The following is a 16,745-nucleotide window of genomic DNA, read 5'->3' on the forward strand; positions in this document are numbered from 1 at the left end:
GGCGGTGAGGAGGTCACCGAATGGCGAGCGCGTTGGGTGGAGACCCGACAGCGCCGACGAGATTGAGCGGCTTGGCCGTGAGAAAGAACTCGTACCGCCCGTCGGCCGCGCATGCGCGGGCGAGGGGTTCCAGTCGCCACAGTTCCCCGAGCATGAGGCCCAGGAGGGGGATGACAAAGCGATGCATCATGCCGTTGTGGCTGGGTCCCCGCTCGGGCAGCTGTTCCCCGGGCGAGAAGAAACCGGAGTCCGGATCTACGGGGAACGCTTCGAGCCCCGGGTTGTCGGCGGCGACGAGGCTGAACTGGCTGTCCCACAGCCATTCGAGCATGGCGCGCGATTGGTGCAGCCCCGCCGATCCTCGTTGCCGTTCCTCCGGGGTTCGAGAGAGGTAATTCTCGGCCCATCCGGTGTGGAGCAGCAGGATGTCACCCGACCGGAACGCCAGCTCCTGATGTGCAGCGGCGGCCTCAAGGATCTGCGGTGTGAAGGCCTCGGTCCGGGGCATCTCGAGCCCACGATCGGCATAGTACTTCGTCATGTCCAGAAGCACTCCGCGCCCAGCGATTCCGCGCTCCGACGCATGGTGGAGCCCGAGCCGTGGGGTTCCCTCGGCGATCTCGTCGTCCGCGACGCCGTCGTAGAATCCGGCTTCTGGATGCCGTATATGACGCAGTCCGTCGATCTGCGAGCTGGACTGCAGGTAGAACGAGTCGAGCCAGTCATCCCGGTGGTTCGGGTTGTTCGAGAAAATCGTGTGCCGCGCGGCGGGACGCGTACCCGAGATGCTCGGCACGAAGGTGTTCACGGGGTAGTCCAGACTGATCACCTCGCCGGTCCGCACCAACGCGGCCGCCTCCCGCGTCTGTTGCGAGGTGAGGAAGTTGAGCATGCCGAGATCGTCGCGGTCTCCGAATGCCCCCCACACTGTTCCGGGCGGGGCATCCGTACGCTCTCGGTAATGTTCGTACGGCTCGACGGCGGTCATCGCGCCGCCTTCGGCAGGGGTCCGCCGACATTGGCCAGCTCGACTTCGAGGTCAAGTCCTCCTCGATGAAGCAGGTCCGGGTCGGGGGTAACGAAGCGCTGGTCATCCGTATGCCACGCCGCCCACGCCGCCTGACCGGGGCTGAGCATCCGTCCGATGCCGGACTCGAGCCGGGCGGTCCCGTAGGGTCCATCGACGAAGCGGAAGTCCACGCGCGTCGACGATCCAAGGTGGGAGACGTCCACGATGGCGATCGGGAACGCGTTGCGCTCGGGGGTCGCGATCGACTCGTCACCGATCAGCACGTTCTCCGGACGGATGATCAGGAGCGAGTCGCGTGCGACGATCGGCCGGCTCGCCACCACTCGCCGGCCGTGCCATTCATATCCACCGTCTGTGGTGAACGTGCCGTCCAGGACGTTGGCCTCTCCTAGGAACTCCGCGACGAACTGTGTGCCTGGATCGTCATACAGCTGTGTCGGACTGCCCACCCGCTCGATGCGCCCCTTGTTGAACACGGCGATCTTGTCGGAGAGGAACATGGCCTCGTCCTGGTCGTGCGTTACAAACACGAACGTGAGGCCCAGTTCCCGGTGCAGCTTCTTGATCTCAGCTTGCAGTTGGTGACGCAGCTTCCGGTCCAGAGCCCCGAGCGGCTCATCCAAGAGCAGCACCGACGGAGAGAACACGGTCGCACGGGCGAGAGCAACGCGCTGCCGCTGACCGCCGGACAGCTCGGCGGGCTTGCGCGCCTCAAACCCGGCGAGCCCGAACCTGAAGAGCACGTCGTGCACGAGGTCGCGGATCTCGGACTTCGCGGTCTTTCGCTGCCGGAGCGGAAAAGCCACGTTATCGAAGACGGTCATGTGGGGAAAGAGCGCATAATCCTGGAACACCATGCCGAAGCTCCGCTTATTGGGCGGCACCGCTACAAGATCCTGATCGTTGACGCGAATATCGCCGGCAGTCGGCTGGAGAAAGCCGGCGAGCAGGTTCAATGTGGTTGTCTTGCCCGAACCGCTGGGCCCCAGCAGGGTCATGAACTCCCCAGGCTCGATCGTGAGGTTGATCGAGTCGACTGCAGGTGTCGCGGTGTTGCGGTACTGCAGAACCAGATCGCGGATCTCAATCCGTCCGGCTTTCATCGAAGTGCTCATCAGTTTCCGTCCTTTTTGGTGCGCTGTTCACGTCGGAGCCAGCTCAGCTGCACCAGCAGCACAGCGACACTGACTGCGACGACGAGAATTGTGGATGCGGCGGTGATGGTCGGGTCGGCCTCTTCTACGACGCTGTCGAACATCTTCACGGGCAGTGTGACCACCCCTGGGCCCTGCAGCAGGAGCGCGATGACGAGCTCATCGAACGACGACACGAACGCGAACACGGCCCCCGCCACGACGCCCGGCATGATCAGCGGCAACGTGACAGTGCGGAACGTCGTGAGCTGCGATGCCCCAAGGCTCAACGCGGCCGAGGTGAGAGACCGGTCATACCCCTGCAGTCGCGCCCAAACGGCGATTACGACAAAGGGGATCGCCAGACACGTCTGAGCGAAGACTAGGCCGTGGATCGTTCCGCTCATTCCGAGCTGGAGAAAGAACGCGTAGGCGGCTAGAGCGATAAGGATATTCGGAATTGCCAATGGAGAGACCAGGATGCCGAGCCCTACGATGCGAGCCTTGCGGGTCATTCGATGGAGGCCGAACGACGCCAGTGTCCCGATCACGAGAGCGAGAGGCGTGACCAGCGCCGAGACCTGCAACGACGTGACCACTGCCCGCTGCCACCCGCTGTCGGTGACGAGATTCTCGTACCAGCGCAGCGACCATCCGGGAGGAGGGAACTGGAAGGAACTGCCGCTCGAAAGACTCATGGGCACGATGAGCACCGCGGGAAGCAACAGAAGTGCGGCCACGAGGATGACGGCGATGCCCAGCGGCGTCCATGGCCGCAAGGGTTTGGTAATCATTTGATACCTCCCAGGCTGTTGGTGCCGCGAGACCGGCCACCGGCGATGAGTCGGCTCACTCCGAGGGAGAGCATCGTCACGACCAGGAGGAAGATCGCAATCGCCCCGGCTCCGCCGAGGTCCAGGATGAGCTGGACACGGGCCATGATGAGTTGCGCGATCATCGCCTGTTGGGGCGAACCGAGCATCGCGGGGGTGACGTAGAAGCCGAGCGACAGGATGAACACGAGGATGAGGCCGGCAGCGAGACCGGGAGCCGACAGTGGCACGTACACCTTGAAGAAGGCGCGCCGGCGGGTCGCGCCGAGGCCCACCGCGGCGTCGAGGAGCCGGCGATCTATTTGCCCGAGGCTCGCGTACAGCGGCAGCACGGCGAACGGCAGAAGCACCTGCGACATCGCGATGGTGACACCAAAGGGCGTTCCGATTAACGGATAGTTGATGCCGAACTGCTGCAGAAAGTCGTCGATCACGCCATCGCGCTGAAACAGGGCGAGAAAGACGAAGTTCTTGGCCGTCGCGTTCGTCCAGAACGGGATGAGGACAATCGTGAAGAGGATCGCTCGGGTGAGCGGCTTGCAAATCGTCATCGCGTAGGCGAGCGGGAATGCGAGAGTCACTGTGACCAGAGCCACGATGAACGAAACCCAGACTGTCCGCAGAAGGATCGTCACGGTGTAGCCGTCCGTAAACATGTCGATGTAGTTACCCAGTCCCGGCTCCGGCTGGGTCAGGCTGATCTCGATGATGCGGATCAATGGGTAAAAGAACAGCATCGACAACGCAACCGCTGCCGGCAGCATCAAGAGGATTGTGGGCAGCGCGTTGGAGAACCATGTACGGAACCGGCCACGACGGCCGCGCTGGACACGTCCCTGTTTTGATGATTGGTCATTCTCGACCGTGCGCGTGGCCGCGGCCCGCGTGGAGGTGCCGGTGGTCATGAGTTCTGCATCTTCCTCGAACCAGTGATCAATTGGGCGATTACCATCTCGTCATCGGCTTCGGGCAGCGAGACGCCAAAACCGAGCACCGCGAGGCTGGCAACGATGGAGCCGTTGCGACTGAGGACCGGAACGGAGATCGCCCGCAGGGCGCCGTCCGCGTAGGTTGTGCGGGCGACCATCACCTTCTCCCCTGTCGGGGAGTCCGGGATGGTGTGCTCAGAAATCGTCGCCGAATCGGCCGACTCGCCGTCGAGGCCCCTGCGATAGGCGCGGAAGAGCATTGCCTGGGCCGAATACGGTTCGAGCGAGCGCCCGACGTCGACTGCCACCGTGGTGGTTTGCTGAGTGTTTCGCTCGACCCGAGCCACGACGGGAGCGTCCCCACCCCATACACTCAGGACGATCGTGCTCAGGATGCCGGATGCGAGCTCCGTCATCACCGGCCCCGCGGCCTCGACCAACCCCGGTCCCGCGAAGGCGACCGCGCCGATGCGCACGAGGCTGGGCCCGAGAACGTATTTCCCCAAGTCGTCTCGTTCGAGCAGCCGCGACTTCTCCATCGAGGCGAGGTATCGGTGAGCCGTCGATTTGCCGACACCAAGCACACTGGCCGCCCGCTGGATATCGAGTGATTTCGAGGTGAGCGTAAAGCAGTCAAGGAGTGCAGCGACGCGTGAGACCACCTGGATGTCCCCTCTCGCACTGGGCTCTGGTTTCGCGGGTGATGTCATGTCCGCTCCTTTGACTTTGTTCGGCGGCTGGGCGGGCCTGCGTTTGGCCGACGCGTATTGCCCGGTTTCGAGTTGCTCAGTCATGGATCTTTTCCGATGCAAGGGCGGCTAGTTCCCGGCGGATGCCCGTCACCGCTTCGCGGAAGATGCTGGCGTCATTGCTGATCATGACGTAACGGAAGCCGCGGTCGGCGGCAGCCTTCGCCTGCGCCGCAGTGCTCACGGCAGCACCGCACGGAAGTCCGCGCGTGGCGGCGGCGGCAAGCATCCGGTCGACCAGGGCCTCTATCTTGGGGTCGCTGCTCGGCAGACCGGAGGAGAGCGCGAGGTCGCCGGCGCCCAGGAAGACTCCGTTGAGTTCGGGCACGTTGACGATGGCTTCGACCTGCTCCAGGACCGCCACGTCCTCTAGCTGCACTGCACGCATCACGTCCGAATCACCCGTTTCCAGGTATTGGGTCCGTGTGAGGGCACCCCACCCGCCGGCGCGTGCCGTTGTGCCCAGGCCGCGCTCCCCCGCAGGACTGAACATCATCTGTCTCGCGACGCGGCGTGCTTCGGCGACGTCGCTGATCCGCGGAATATGGATACCGTCTACACCGATGTCCAGCAGCCGTTGCAGATGGCTCCCACTGCGGTCAGGCACACGCACCAGGACCTGGAGACCGAGAGCCTGGGCGAGGGAGGTGGTCCGGTAGACCGATTCGAAGCTAAGTGGTGCGTGTTCCTGGTCAATGATCACGAAGTCATAGCCCGCCATCGCGATCATCTCGACCGTCTCCATCGCAGGAATCTTCACCCAAGTGCCCCACAGGCAGTGATCGGTGTCACGTAGGCGCCGGGCGAACCCTCGCGTGCCCGTCACGGAATTGTCGGTCATGATGCAGTTCCATTCATTGAGCGAGGTATCCGCCGTCAACGTTGACGACGGCGCCGGTGATGCCGCTGGCCGCATCAGACGCGAGGAAGACGATCACTTCGGCGACTTCGCTCGGCGTCGAATAACGGCCGATCGGGTGACGTGCGAGCGAGGCTCGAGCAGTTGCGTCGGCGTCGGGATCGGACGCGGTCGCCTCGGCGGTGAAGTCGGTATCGACCGCGCCGGGTGCGACTGCGTTCACGCGAACTCCGTGCGGTGCCTGTTCGATGGCCTGCTGACGCGTCAGCTGGACGATCGCCCCCTTGGTCATGGCGTAGATCGGCTGCTGAGCCACTCCGATGAAGCCGGCGACAGATGCGAGATTGACGATCGAACCCTTCGATTCCCGCAGATGCGGAACGGCAGCGCGGGAAAAGGCGAACGGCGCCCGGACGTTGATCTCGACGAGCATGTCGAACTCCTCGTCAGTGGACTCGAGGATCGAGCGCCGATGGAACCGTCCGGCATTGTTGACCAGCAGGTCCAGCCGCCCGAATTCCTCGACGGCGGTCGCGACCGCTCTAGTTGCGGTGCTCGTATGACGCACGTCCGCGATCAACGCGACGACCGCGGGGGTGTTCCCTTCGCGGACGGCCAGCTCGCTGACTGCGGGGGTGATGTCCACCGCGACGATGGAATAGCCGCGCTCCCGGAGGGCGTCGACCGCGGCGCGGCCGACACCCCCCGCCGCGCCGGTGACGATCGCCACAGGAGCCTGTCCAGCCATCAACCCACCTGCCATGCCACGTACGCCTCGGTTGCGGAGCTGGAGTTCTCCGCCCACCAGTCAGGGTCCTGAAGCGTCAGCGTTCCGCGCTCCTCGTCGATCACTTCTCCAATAAAAGGGTTGAAGAGTTTCTGCGAATCGGTGTACTTGATCGTGGCCAAGTCGACGTCCAGTCGCACTGGCGTGGTTCCCCCCAGCTCGGCGTAGTGCTTGACCCGCTCGGGCTGAAGGGCGAACTCGATGAATTGCTCCGCTTCCGCCGCGTGCTTGGAGCCCTTGATCACCATGAAGGCATCAAAGCTCCACGCGGTGAAGTCCCACACGGGAGCCATCGTCGCTCCAGCGTCATTAGCGGTGGGCAAGGTACCGGTGAGCGCTAGGGTCATCGTCGCTTGCTTGTCCACAAGAGTCTGTTGCAACGCCGGCAGCGTCGGCGAGAAGATGATGTCGTCCTTGATGGTGTCGAGCTTGGCGATCGCGCGGTCGACGTCCATCGGGAAGAGATCGTCGGGGTGCACACCGTCTGCGACCAGTGCCGCCTCCAGCACGCCACGAGCGTTGGTACCAAGAATGACGCGCTTGCCGGGGAACGTCTCCACGTCGAAGAAGTCGGTGATCTTAGTGGGCACCTTGTCCGTGTACACCGCTGCGTCGTACGCGAACGCCGACCCGTAGCGAGCAACTGGCCGCGAGCAGGGCGTGGTGGAACCTTCCGGGAACGCGTCCACAGAGAGGCCATCGAACGACAGCTCCTCAAACAGCGTGCCGCAGTACTGGTTGGCTGTGTACGAGCCCTTGTGGGTCATATCCCAAATGACGTTCCCGGCGTCGACCATCGTCTGGATCTGCGCCACGGCCGATGGCGAGGAGACGCTCTCGATCTTGATGCCTGTCTCAGCCGTGAACGGATCCTGATAGGCGATCTTGCGGCGATCCTCCGATGCTCCCGTGGCCTCCCAAATCAACGTCACGTCACTCTGGGGAGCCGCGCCTTCACCGGTGCTCGCGGGGTTCGCGGTTCCACCGCAGGCTACGAGGGCGATAGACAGGGCACCCACCAACCCGGCAGTTGCGAGCGGGGTACGCAATCGATTTTTCTTTTTCAACACGGTTTCGCCTTTCGCTTGTAATTTCGTTGCACACACGTTCTTGCCCCAAAGGAGTGGTCAGCCGACCTGCCACGCGACGTATGCCTCGGCGGCTCGGCTGCTGTTTTCGGCCCACCACGTCGGATCGAGAAGGCAGAGTTCCCCCTTATCCGTGTTGAGAAAGGGGTTGAAGAGTCGCTGCGACTCCGAGTAGTCGATGGAGTTGATGTCCACGTCATTACGTGCCGGGGCTTGACCGCCTGTCTCGGCGTAACGGATGACTTGCTCGGGCTGGAGCGAAAACTCAATGGCTTTCGCCGCCTCTTCGGTGTTCTTGGAGCCTTTGGGGATCAGCAGAGCATCGAAGTCCCAGGCGGTGAAGTCCCACACAGGCGTGATGGTGCCGCCGCGGTCATAGATCGAACCGAGGCCGCCCGTCAAAGTGAGCGTCATGGTGGCTTGCTTATCTAGCATGTTCTGCTGAAGCGCCGGCAGTGTCGGTGCGAAGATCAGGTCGCTTTTGATTGTGTCGAGCTTCGCGAGCGCCCGGTCGATGTCGAGCGGATACATGTTGTCCGCTGCCACGCCGTCTGCCGCGAGCGCCGCTTCAAAGACGCCGCGCGCGCTGGCCGCGTAGACGACTCGCTTGCCTGGGAACGCCTCCAGATCGAAGAAGTCCTCGATCTTGCTGGGGACCTTTCCGGTGTACACCTCGTGGTCGTAGGCGAACGCCGTGCCGTATTTGGTGAGCGGACGCGCGCAAGCGGACGTCGACCCGTCGGGGAAGAGGTCGAGTGGCAACGATGCGAAATCGACTTCCTCGAACAGCGTGCCGCAGTGCTGTACTGCGACGAAGGATCCCTTATGGGTTATGTCCCACAGCACATTGCCGGTCTCGACCATCGTCTGGATCTGGTTGACTGCGGTGGGCGATGACACGTTCTCGAAACGCACGCCCGTCGTGGCAGTGTATGGATCCTGGAAGGCTGCCTTCTCCCGCTCCGTCGACGGCCCCCCGGTCGTCTCCCACGTGAGCACGACGTCGCTTGTCGGTGGTGCGCTTCGCGTTCCGTCGGGATCGGCGCTCACAGGGTCGACGGCAGCACATGCGCTGACCGTAAACATGAGAGCCGCGAGCATACCCAGGCCGCTGATTGCCTTCTTCATGATGCCTCTCCTCGATGAGAGCGCGAACCGTCCTTGGTTCACTCGTAGTTGAAATTCCGCATTGCGGGACGGGCATCCCTTTATTCGGATTTGGTGTTAGCGTATGGCGCAAGCGGTCCAGGGGTCAAGCATTTTGACAAAAATCGTATGACGGTCCTACACTCGCTTCCATGAGGTCACTGCGCTGCGCCTCGCCACTCTTCCGTCAGAGAAGGAACCCGCATGGAGACCACCGACCGTTCTCACCCAAACGCCGGCACAGGTAGGCGTGCGCTCCGAGTAGGGATCATCGGCGCTGGCTTCGGGGGTATCGCGCTCGCGGTCAAGTTGAAAGCGAAGACTCGCGCAGAGATCACCATCTTTGAACAGGACAGCGGAGTTGGAGGGACCTGGTGGCAGAACCGCTACCCTGGCTGCGAGGTCGACATCCCCTCCCACGTCTACTCGTTTTCGTTCCTCAAGTGGGATTGGCCGCGCACGCACGCGACTCAGCCGGAGCTCCGTGAGTATGCCGAGCGGGCCACCGAAATCTTCGGCATCCGCGACAACATCCGGCTCAATACCAAGGTCGACCGCGCCCAATGGGACGAAGACTCCGCCACCTACACGATCGAGACCGCAACCGGCGAGCTACATGAGTTCGACTTCGTCGTCTCTTCGGTGGGCCTGCTCAACGTGCCCCGCTATCCGGACTGGCCCGGGCTCGACAGCTTCGAGGGTGTCTCGTTCCATACGTCACGGTGGGAGCACCAGCACGACCTGGCCGGCAAGAGCGTTGCGGTCGTCGGCACAGGGTCGACCGCCGTGCAGGTGGCACCCGCTCTAGCAGCTCGAGTGGAACATCTCACCGTCTACCAACGCGAACCGGGGTGGATCGAGCCCAAGCACGAGCGCGCGTACACCCCGAGGGAGAGGGCCTTTTACCGCAGGGTCCCGTTTGCGCAGCGCGCTCACCGTCTGCTCCTGCTCGCCAAGGCCAATCGCCGGTTCAAGGCGTATGACACGAGGTCACGGATGCAGCGAAAGATGCAGGACCTGTGTCAGGACTTCATCGACCGCACGATCGAGGATCCCGAAACCCGCGCCGCGGTCACTCCTACTTACGCGTGGGGATGCAAGCGTCCGGTCGTGGCCTCCACCTTCTATCCCTCGCTAAACCGCCCAAACGTCACCCTTGTCCCCCGCGCCGTCACGCGTGTCACCAAGAACGGGCTGATCGACGCGGACGGCGTCGAACGCAAAGCAGACGTGCTAATCCTCAGCACGGGTTTCCAGCCGCAGCAGTTCCTCAGCAGCGTCGATATCCGCGGACGCGGCAACCTGTCACTCCATGAGGCATGGGCGAAACGGGCGACCGCTTTTCTCGGTGTGACCGTGCCCGGATTTCCGAATTTCTTCATTCTCTACGGGCCCAACACCAACGGCGGGACTTCGATTATCGCCCAGCTAGAACGACAGGCCGAACTCGCCGTTCGCGCAATCAGGAGAATCGAACGGTTCGGTGGCCGGGTCGTCGACACCGACCCATCAATGCTCGCACGCTGGACCGCGTGGATTGACGAGCAGCTAGAGACACACGCGTCCGCGATGAACTCCGGCTGCCACAACTACTACACCCTCGACGGCGGCGCCAACGTCACGCAGTGGCCACGTACCCATTGGATCTACTTTCTGGCGACGCGTTTCCTCGCCCGGCGCGGACTCATCTTCTCTGATCGCGTCGACACACCGCGATCGTCCGGTAGCACGAGGGACCACACCTCGAAACCAATCCTGCTGCGGTCGTCCTCCAGGGCTGACTGATTGAAACGAGCGTGACCCTTGGCGGTTGGCCGAAGCGCACACGAGTCACATGAGTATTCGGACGTTTGAGGGCCAGTGATTATTGCGGTTCGGGGCCAGGGGATATTGCAGTTCAGGGCCAGGCGATATTGCCGGTGAGCGCCAGCCGAGGTGACGGGCGCTCACCGGCGCCGGGTCAGCTGGCGGTGGCGGTGTGTTCGCGCATGTTGGTGCTGCCGGTCTCGATCCAGATGGTGTTGTGCACGATGCGGTCCATGATCGCGTCGGCGTGGACGTCGGAGCCGAGCCTCTGGTGCCAGTCCTTCTTCGCGTATTGGGTGCAGAACACCGTCGAGGTGGTGTCGTAGCGCCGTTCGAGGAGCTCGAGCAGCATGCTGCGGACGTCATCGGCGGGTGGGTCGAGGAGCCATTCATCGATCACGAGCAGCGTGAACGCAGCGTATTTGCGGAGCCATTTCTCCTTCCCGCCGGGCCGATCCCGGGCCGCGGCCCAGGTCTCTTCGAGATCGGGCATGCGGACGTAGTGCGCCCGGTAGCGGTGCTGACAGGCCTGCTTCGCGAGAGCGGATCCGAGGTAGGACTTCCCCGATCCGGTGAACCCTTGGAACACGACGTTCTGCTGCCTCGTGATGAACGCGCAGGTCCCGAGCTGCGCGATCACACCCCGATCGAGGCCGCGCTGCTCTAGCAGATCGAGCCGGCGCAGGTCCGCGTTCGGGTAACGCAACCCCGCGCGCCGGATCAGCCCCTCGACCTTGGAATGGCTGAACGTGGCGTGCGCGTCATCGACGGCGAGCTTGATGCGTTCCTCGAACACCATCCCCAGCGTCAGGGTGTCGTCCTGGACCTCGAACGCGTCGACCAGTGCCGTAACGCGCATCTCACGGAGCTTCCGCTTCGTCTCCGAATCGATGCGGCTCATCGGGTGCCTCCCGCGTAGTAGTCCGCGCCGCGAACATACCCGGCCGGCTCCGCCGTTCTCGCTGGTGTCGACCAGGCGTCACGGGAGTCGGGGTCGTCCTGTCTGGTCTCGAGGATCGGCCGCAGGTGCGCGTAGCGCGGAGACCGAACCCGGGATGTCAAGGCGATCCCGGCGGCGGCTTCGACCCGGGCCGCGGAGTAGCGGCGGGTCAGTCGCAACACCGCCAACGCCGCGTCCAGGCCCTGCTCCTCGACGGGCACGGACTCGAAGATCCGGTTCACCACCGTCGTGGTGTTCACCCCGATCCGGGCCGCCCATTCCCTGACCCGAGCGGCGTCCCATTGCCGGTAGCGAGGGCCGTCAGGTAGGTCACCGTCATGTGTCCGATACTCGTTCACGACGCCGATCGGGGCGAGGACGTGGCTAGTCAGCCGCTGGTCCCCAGCGAAGACCTCGAGCGTGGTGTCGGTGACCCGCAGATCAACACCGCGGCCGATGTGCGGGTAAGGGACGGAGTAGAAGTTCCGCTCCCAAACCACGTGCCCGTTCTTCTGAACCCGGCGCCTATAGACCCACCGGGAGATCTCGAACGGCGTCGCCGGCAACGGCCGCAGCAGCGGCTTCTCCTCCGCCTCGAACACCCCCTGTCGGGAGCCCTGCCGCTTCTGGAACGGCTCAGCGTTGTATGCGGCGACGCGCTGATAGACCGCCGCGCGCAACTCCGGCAAGGTGCCGAACTGCGTGTCGCGGAGGGACGCGATCACCCAGGTCGCGATGTTGCCGACGGTGTTCTCGACACTCGCCTTGTCCTTCGGCTTCTTCACCCTCCCCGGCAGCACCGCCGCCGAGTAGTGCGCCGCGAGCTCTCGATACGCGTCGTTGAGGACCACCTCGCCCTCGGCAGGGTGTTTGATCACCCCGGTCTTCAGGTTGTCCGGGACGACCCGAGGGACGCTCCCGCCGAACCAGTCGAACATCGCAACATGCGCGCGCAACCAGGTGTCCTGCTTCATATCCAGGGTCGGCTCGACGAACGCGAACCGCGAGAACGGCAGACACCCGACGAACACGAACACCCGAGTCTGTTGCCCTGTGGCCGGGTCGGTGAGCTGCATCGTCTTGCCCGACCAGTCGACCTCGACCGTCTGACCCGCCTTGTGGCCGACCCGCGACGCCGCCCCGGCGACGAGGACGTGCTGCTGGTAGGACTTGCAGAACCGGTCGTAACCCATCGCCGGGGACCCCTCGACCCGGCAGGCGTCGAGATACTCGCCGTGCAACAGTTTGAGCGTCACCCCGACCCGAGCCAACTCTCGGTGCATCCTCTCCCAGTCCGGCTGTGCGTAGACGCTGTCGTGCTCACCACGACCCGGGAACAGGCGCGCATAGACCGCCGCCTCCTCAAGATCGGCGATGTCGTCCCAACCCACGTCTTCACGAACAGCGGCGTCGATGACCGCCGCCACGCTCGTGCGCGACATGCCCTGCGCTGCGATCTGCCGCCCCGAGAGCCCCTCCGCCCGAAGCCGGAGCACCAGCTTCGCTCTGATCTTGCGTACCATCCGAATCACTCCTTCTGCCGCGCGATAGGCCACGCGGCAGAAGGAGCCTAGAAACGATGGCCCTCAACCCGAACATCGGGTGGCCCTCACGGACACGAACGCGTCGACGCAAGCCCGGCCCCCGACCTCAATAACGGCGGCCCTCAGAAGACCGAATACTCATCACAGTGCCAACGCGAACGTGAAGGCTGTGCAGCGCATGCTCGACCCTGCGAACGCCGCGACGGCGGTGGACAGTTGCAGCGGGTCCCCGAACGATCATGGTTGCAGTCAACCGAGGGATTTCCGGACGTGACGGTTGGCTTGAATCCCGTCGATCAGAATCGTTTGCGATCCTGCTCGGTCCTTCAGCTCGTGGGTAAGGAGCGCACAGACGATCGTTGCGTTTAGCGGCCCTCCCACCGGGGCGCGCGATGCTCAGCAAACGCACGCGGCCCCTCCCGAAAGTCTCGCGATGACCGTACCAGCTGCTGAAGTTCGTGCGTGAGGGAGAGTCTGTCGACTTCATCGAGCGATCGTCCTCCGACGAGCCCTTCGCGACGCGCTTGCTCGCCACTACCGCAAGAGGAGCATTCGCGTTGATCCGTTCGGCGAACTCGAGCGCCGCGTCAAGGACGTCCCCAGGGGCGACTACCCGATTCACGAGTCCAAGAACGAATGCCTCACGGGCATCGATTGGGTCCTCGGTGAGCATGATCTCCATAGCCCGCTTTGGGGGAATCTGTCGAGCGAGTCGCATGACTCCGCCCTCTGAGGCGAAAAGCCCGTGCGTCACTTCGGGCAATCCAAATCGCGCCGTGGACGCAGAGACCGCGAGATCGGAAGCGAGCACCAGCTCTGTGCCACCGCCTAGCGCCGCGCCGTTGACGGCGGCGATTGTAGGCTTGGTGATCGGGTGGAACGCGTATCCCGCGAACCCCCAGGACCGAGCGACGGGATCCTCCGGCAGCAGGCTTTCGCCGCGACTCACAGCCTTGAGGTCAGCCGCCGCGCAGAACGCTTCCCCCGCTCCTGTGAGCACCACCGTTCGGATGTCGCGATCGCCCTCGGCTTCGTCGAGGGCTCCGCCTATCCCGAGTTGAACGGCGGCGTTCACGCAGTTGCGCACCTCGGGTCGGTTGATCGTGATCACCATGGTGTGCCCACGGCGCTCGGTTGTACCTACTGCGGGCGTAGTTTCGGCGTGCACACTGTCTCCCTCGGTCAGCGGTATCCGGGCATCCCGACGATTCGCATTGGCGAGCCTTCTACGACGACACCGTCGCGAACGAGCTCGTCGATCTCAGCGTTGTCTACCCCGAAACCTCCGAGAACGCCGCGGCTGTATTCGCCCAATCCGGGCGGACCGAGGACGGCCGTCTGGGGTGTTCGGCTGAAATGCGCGAGCCGACCCGGAACCATCATCCGGCCGCCGTCCGCCTTCGACATCGGATGGAACAAGTCGACCGCCAGCGCGCCGTCATCGCTTGTCGCCTCAGACATGGATCGCGCGACAACCGCCACGATGCCGTGTTCCCTCACAATTTCGCAAATTTCCCTGCACGTCGACGCTGCGAAAAGAGTCTCGAGGTTTGCACCGAGCACGGCAGAATCGGCCGACCCGACGACACCGGCGCGCACCAGGGTTTGCGCCGCTTCGTCTTCAGCGTGGATCCGCACCCATCCATCGGACGCTTGATAGCTGCGGCTGAGGGGCGTGGCACCGAGGTGGTCGGCCGATCCGACGCGAGCTGGCGGACGGGACGCATATCGCACCAGCTCACCCATCTGCGCGAAAGCGGAGGCTGCGGCGAGCGAAGTCGACGCCTGTTGCCCTGCGGCCGCGCCCGTGCGCCGGGCGTAGACGGCGAGGCACGAGCCTAAGGCCGCCATGATTCCGGCGGTCACATCGTTGATCGCGACCGTGTGCATGACCGGGTCGTCCGAGCCACCCTGGGCGAACATCATCCCGCTCATGGCACCCAGCACGGGATCGAACCCCGGTTCGTGTTGCATCGGTCCGGAAGTGCCGAAGCCAGTGATGGAGACGGAAGACACGTGTGGGTTCATTGCGAGGAGGGCGCCATGATCGATCCTCAATCGCCCGAGTACACCCGATCGGAAGTTGTCGATGACGACATCGGAAGCCATCACTAGCCGCCGGAACAGGGCGTGACCATGCGGATGCCTGAGGTCAATCGCGAGCGAGCGCAACGGCGGAATCCCAGTTGTTCGCAGATTCTTCGCAAATCGCGATCTCCCGACAAAGCTTTGGCCCGCGATCCCAGTGTTTACAAGGGAACTCGGGCCGATTCGCTACGCGGAGACGGAGGGATTTGAACCCTCGGACCCCGTGAGGGGTCTCCACCTTAGCAGGGTGGTGCACTAGGCCGGACTATGCGACGTCTCCAGGCATCTGTGGTCGAAACCACGCTGATGCGCCCAGCAATCATAACCGCTGGCAGTGGGCCGAGCGAACCAGAAGGAGCCTCCCGAGCGAGCCCCGCAACCCGCGACCCCGAAGACCTACCCGCCGTCGCGCAGATTCCCGTTCGAGCAGGTCTCCTGAGCGGCCGTAGACCCGGTGATGTCGGACGGCAGGGCGATGGACTCCTGTACGGGTGGCGCGGACGGGTCCGGAACGGCCGGCTCGACCGGCGTCTCCGGCTCGACGACGACGACGCTCTCGTTGGAGCCCGCGTCACCGGTCAGCTGCAACGGCTGGTTGGCGGCGAGCGCGTCCCAGATCGCCTGCGCCGACTCGTAGTTCGGCACGACCTTGTTCGGATCAGCCGGGTCCGTGAAGACCGGGTACTGCAGGAAGACGATCTCCTCGAACGGCACGTTCTTGACCGCGAGGGCGATCTGCACGAGCGTGAGCGGGTTGGTCAGGCTCTTGCTCGGGGTCACGTTGTCGACCGCCGTCGTCGCGAGCTTCATGAGCGCACCGGGATCGGAAAGCACATCCTCGCTGACCAGTTTGCGGGCCAGGCGCGACATGTACTGCTGCTGGTTGCTGACCCGGCCCAGATCGCTGCCGTCACCGACACCGTGGCGCGTGCGCAGGAACTGAAGGGCTTCGATCCCCTGGATGTTGCGAATCCCGGCCGGCCAGTCGATCCCGGTGTAGTAATCCCGGATGCCGCTGGCCAAGCACACGTCGACGCCGCCGACGGCGTTGGTGACCTCGATGACGCCGCCCCAGGTGACCTTCGCGGCGAACGGAATGGGCTGCTCGCTGAGCGCGGCGACGGTCTTCACGACGCAGGACAGGCCGCCGTACGAATATGCGGTGTTGATCGGCTGCTTGCTCATCGCGGGCGTCTCGGAGCCGTCCTCGTTGGTGCAGGACGGGATCGGGATCATCAGGTCGCGCGGGAACGAGATCACCGTGACGCGACGCGGAGCGTCCGAGATGTGCACGAGCATGTTCACATCGTTCAGTTCGCCCTCGGAGTCCGGACCGGTGCAGCGATCACCGAAGTACGCGGCGTAGTCGGGCTCGCACGCATCCGTGCCGGCGATGAACATGTTGACACCACCCTCGATCGCGCCGATGTCCGGCGGAACCGAGTCCTGGCCCTCGAGGTCGACGGCGTCGTCCGTGAAACTGGCGGTGAGGTCGTAGGCCGCGTACGCGGCGACGCCGGCCCCCGAGACGAGTACAACAGCGACGAAGATCCCGAGGATCTTCATCAGCATCGCGAGTGGATGCGGCGACTTCAGCTCCCCGTGGCGCGCGACGGTGCGGCGGCCACGTTTGACGGGCTTGGTCGTCTGGCTCACTCGGGTCCTTTCAGGATGCTTCGGGGTGTGGATCTGGCGAGCATACCCACGACGACGCGGAGGGTGTGGGATTCGAACCCACGGGACATTGCTGCCCACTGGTTTTCAAGACCAGGTCCATCGGCCGCTCGGACAACCCTCCCGACAGACGACACAG

General features: G+C 64.0%; 15 protein-coding genes and 2 tRNA genes. 1 reads left to right on the forward strand and 16 read right to left on the reverse strand.

What is annotated here, in order from left to right; all coding sequences use genetic code 11:
* Nucleotides 1–13: 13 nt before the first annotated feature.
* The 9 genes from ABD655_RS16250 to ABD655_RS16290 are packed head-to-tail and all read right to left on the reverse strand — an operon-like array spanning nt 14 to nt 8,536.
* Nucleotides 14–988 (reverse strand): cyclase family protein, encoded by a 975-nt coding sequence (locus ABD655_RS16250; RefSeq protein WP_344715596.1) that lies wholly within the window; start codon nt 986–988, stop codon nt 14–16.
* On the reverse strand, nt 985–2,145 hold the full coding sequence (locus ABD655_RS16255) for an ABC transporter ATP-binding protein (protein WP_344715598.1): 1,161 nt from the start codon (nt 2,143–2,145) through the stop codon (nt 985–987). The genes ABD655_RS16250 and ABD655_RS16255 overlap by 4 nt, the downstream gene beginning before the upstream one ends.
* A complete protein-coding gene (locus ABD655_RS16260; RefSeq protein WP_344715600.1) occupies nt 2,145–2,957 on the reverse strand; it encodes an ABC transporter permease in 813 nt (270 codons plus the stop codon). The genes ABD655_RS16255 and ABD655_RS16260 overlap by 1 nt, the downstream gene beginning before the upstream one ends.
* A complete protein-coding gene (locus ABD655_RS16265; protein ID WP_344715601.1) occupies nt 2,954–3,901 on the reverse strand; it encodes an ABC transporter permease in 948 nt (315 codons plus the stop codon). The genes ABD655_RS16260 and ABD655_RS16265 overlap by 4 nt, the downstream gene beginning before the upstream one ends.
* Nucleotides 3,898–4,719 (reverse strand): IclR family transcriptional regulator, encoded by an 822-nt coding sequence (locus tag ABD655_RS16270; protein ID WP_344710363.1) that lies wholly within the window; start codon nt 4,717–4,719, stop codon nt 3,898–3,900. Before ABD655_RS16270 ends, ABD655_RS16265 begins: the two co-directional genes overlap by 4 nt.
* Complete coding sequence (locus ABD655_RS16275) at nt 4,712–5,515, reverse strand: HpcH/HpaI aldolase family protein (RefSeq protein ID WP_344710365.1); 804 nt, start codon at nt 5,513–5,515, stop codon at nt 4,712–4,714. The genes ABD655_RS16270 and ABD655_RS16275 overlap by 8 nt, the downstream gene beginning before the upstream one ends.
* Nucleotides 5,516–5,528: 13 nt before the next feature.
* On the reverse strand, nt 5,529–6,281 hold the full coding sequence (locus tag ABD655_RS16280; protein ID WP_344710367.1) for an SDR family NAD(P)-dependent oxidoreductase: 753 nt from the start codon (nt 6,279–6,281) through the stop codon (nt 5,529–5,531).
* On the reverse strand, nt 6,281–7,390 hold the full coding sequence (locus ABD655_RS16285; protein ID WP_344710369.1) for an extracellular solute-binding protein: 1,110 nt from the start codon (nt 7,388–7,390) through the stop codon (nt 6,281–6,283). The genes ABD655_RS16280 and ABD655_RS16285 overlap by 1 nt, the downstream gene beginning before the upstream one ends.
* 57 nt (nt 7,391–7,447) lie before the next feature.
* Entirely contained in the window at nt 7,448–8,536 is a 1,089-nt protein-coding gene (locus tag ABD655_RS16290; RefSeq protein WP_344710371.1) for an extracellular solute-binding protein, read from the reverse strand.
* A gap of 222 nt (nt 8,537–8,758) precedes the next feature.
* On the opposite strand from ABD655_RS16290, the gene ABD655_RS16295 reads away from it, so the two are divergent.
* Nucleotides 8,759–10,339 (forward strand): flavin-containing monooxygenase, encoded by a 1,581-nt coding sequence (locus ABD655_RS16295; RefSeq protein WP_344710373.1) that lies wholly within the window; start codon nt 8,759–8,761, stop codon nt 10,337–10,339.
* A 175-nt stretch (nt 10,340–10,514) separates the two neighbouring features.
* On the opposite strand, the gene ABD655_RS16300 is transcribed toward ABD655_RS16295, so the two are convergent.
* The 7 genes from ABD655_RS16300 to ABD655_RS16330 all read right to left on the reverse strand — a co-directional run bounded on the left by ABD655_RS16300 (nt 10,515) and on the right by ABD655_RS16330 (nt 16,730).
* Nucleotides 10,515–11,261 (reverse strand): ATP-binding protein, encoded by a 747-nt coding sequence (locus tag ABD655_RS16300; protein WP_344710375.1) that lies wholly within the window; start codon nt 11,259–11,261, stop codon nt 10,515–10,517.
* The gene (gene istA, locus ABD655_RS16305) at nt 11,258–12,823 is read right to left on the reverse strand and encodes an IS21 family transposase (protein ID WP_344710377.1); all 1,566 of its coding nucleotides are present in this window, start codon (nt 12,821–12,823) and stop codon (nt 11,258–11,260) included. The genes ABD655_RS16300 and istA overlap by 4 nt, the downstream gene beginning before the upstream one ends.
* A 127-nt stretch (nt 12,824–12,950) precedes the next feature.
* Nucleotides 12,951–13,958, reverse strand: coding sequence for an enoyl-CoA hydratase-related protein (locus ABD655_RS16310; protein ID WP_344710379.1), 1,008 nt, complete (start codon nt 13,956–13,958; stop codon nt 12,951–12,953).
* A gap of 68 nt (nt 13,959–14,026) precedes the next feature.
* Nucleotides 14,027–15,016, reverse strand: a complete 990-nt coding sequence (locus ABD655_RS16315) for a CoA transferase (RefSeq protein ID WP_344710381.1) — start codon at nt 15,014–15,016, stop codon at nt 14,027–14,029.
* Nucleotides 15,017–15,123: 107 nt separating this feature from the next.
* Nucleotides 15,124–15,212 (reverse strand) — tRNA-Ser (locus ABD655_RS16320).
* A gap of 116 nt (nt 15,213–15,328) precedes the next feature.
* Nucleotides 15,329–16,588, reverse strand: a complete 1,260-nt coding sequence (locus tag ABD655_RS16325; RefSeq protein WP_344710383.1) for an LCP family protein — start codon at nt 16,586–16,588, stop codon at nt 15,329–15,331.
* A gap of 57 nt (nt 16,589–16,645) precedes the next feature.
* Nucleotides 16,646–16,730: transfer RNA gene (locus tag ABD655_RS16330), tRNA-Ser, on the reverse strand.
* Nucleotides 16,731–16,745: the final 15 nt, after the last annotated feature.

It is taken from the genome of Microbacterium terregens (assembly GCF_039534975.1).
Classification (GTDB): Bacteria; Actinomycetota; Actinomycetes; order Actinomycetales; family Microbacteriaceae; genus Microbacterium; species Microbacterium terregens.

Coding starts and splice junctions, on each gene's coding strand:
- ABD655_RS16250 (WP_344715596.1), bottom strand. CDS start 988: ATGACCGCCGTCGAGCCGTACGAACATTACCGAGAGCGTACGGATGCC.
- ABD655_RS16255 (WP_344715598.1), bottom strand. CDS start 2,145: ATGAGCACTTCGATGAAAGCCGGACGGATTGAGATCCGCGATCTGGTT.
- ABD655_RS16260 (WP_344715600.1), bottom strand. CDS start 2,957: ATGATTACCAAACCCTTGCGGCCATGGACGCCGCTGGGCATCGCCGTC.
- ABD655_RS16265 (WP_344715601.1), bottom strand. CDS start 3,901: ATGACCACCGGCACCTCCACGCGGGCCGCGGCCACGCGCACGGTCGAG.
- ABD655_RS16270 (WP_344710363.1), bottom strand. CDS start 4,719: ATGACTGAGCAACTCGAAACCGGGCAATACGCGTCGGCCAAACGCAGG.
- ABD655_RS16275 (WP_344710365.1), bottom strand. CDS start 5,515: ATGACCGACAATTCCGTGACGGGCACGCGAGGGTTCGCCCGGCGCCTA.
- ABD655_RS16280 (WP_344710367.1), bottom strand. CDS start 6,281: ATGGCTGGACAGGCTCCTGTGGCGATCGTCACCGGCGCGGCGGGGGGT.
- ABD655_RS16290 (WP_344710371.1), bottom strand. CDS start 8,536: ATGAAGAAGGCAATCAGCGGCCTGGGTATGCTCGCGGCTCTCATGTTT.
- ABD655_RS16295 (WP_344710373.1), top strand. CDS start 8,759: ATGGAGACCACCGACCGTTCTCACCCAAACGCCGGCACAGGTAGGCGT.
- ABD655_RS16300 (WP_344710375.1), bottom strand. CDS start 11,261: ATGAGCCGCATCGATTCGGAGACGAAGCGGAAGCTCCGTGAGATGCGC.
- istA (WP_344710377.1), bottom strand. CDS start 12,823: ATGGTACGCAAGATCAGAGCGAAGCTGGTGCTCCGGCTTCGGGCGGAG.
- ABD655_RS16310 (WP_344710379.1), bottom strand. CDS start 13,958: ATGGTGATCACGATCAACCGACCCGAGGTGCGCAACTGCGTGAACGCC.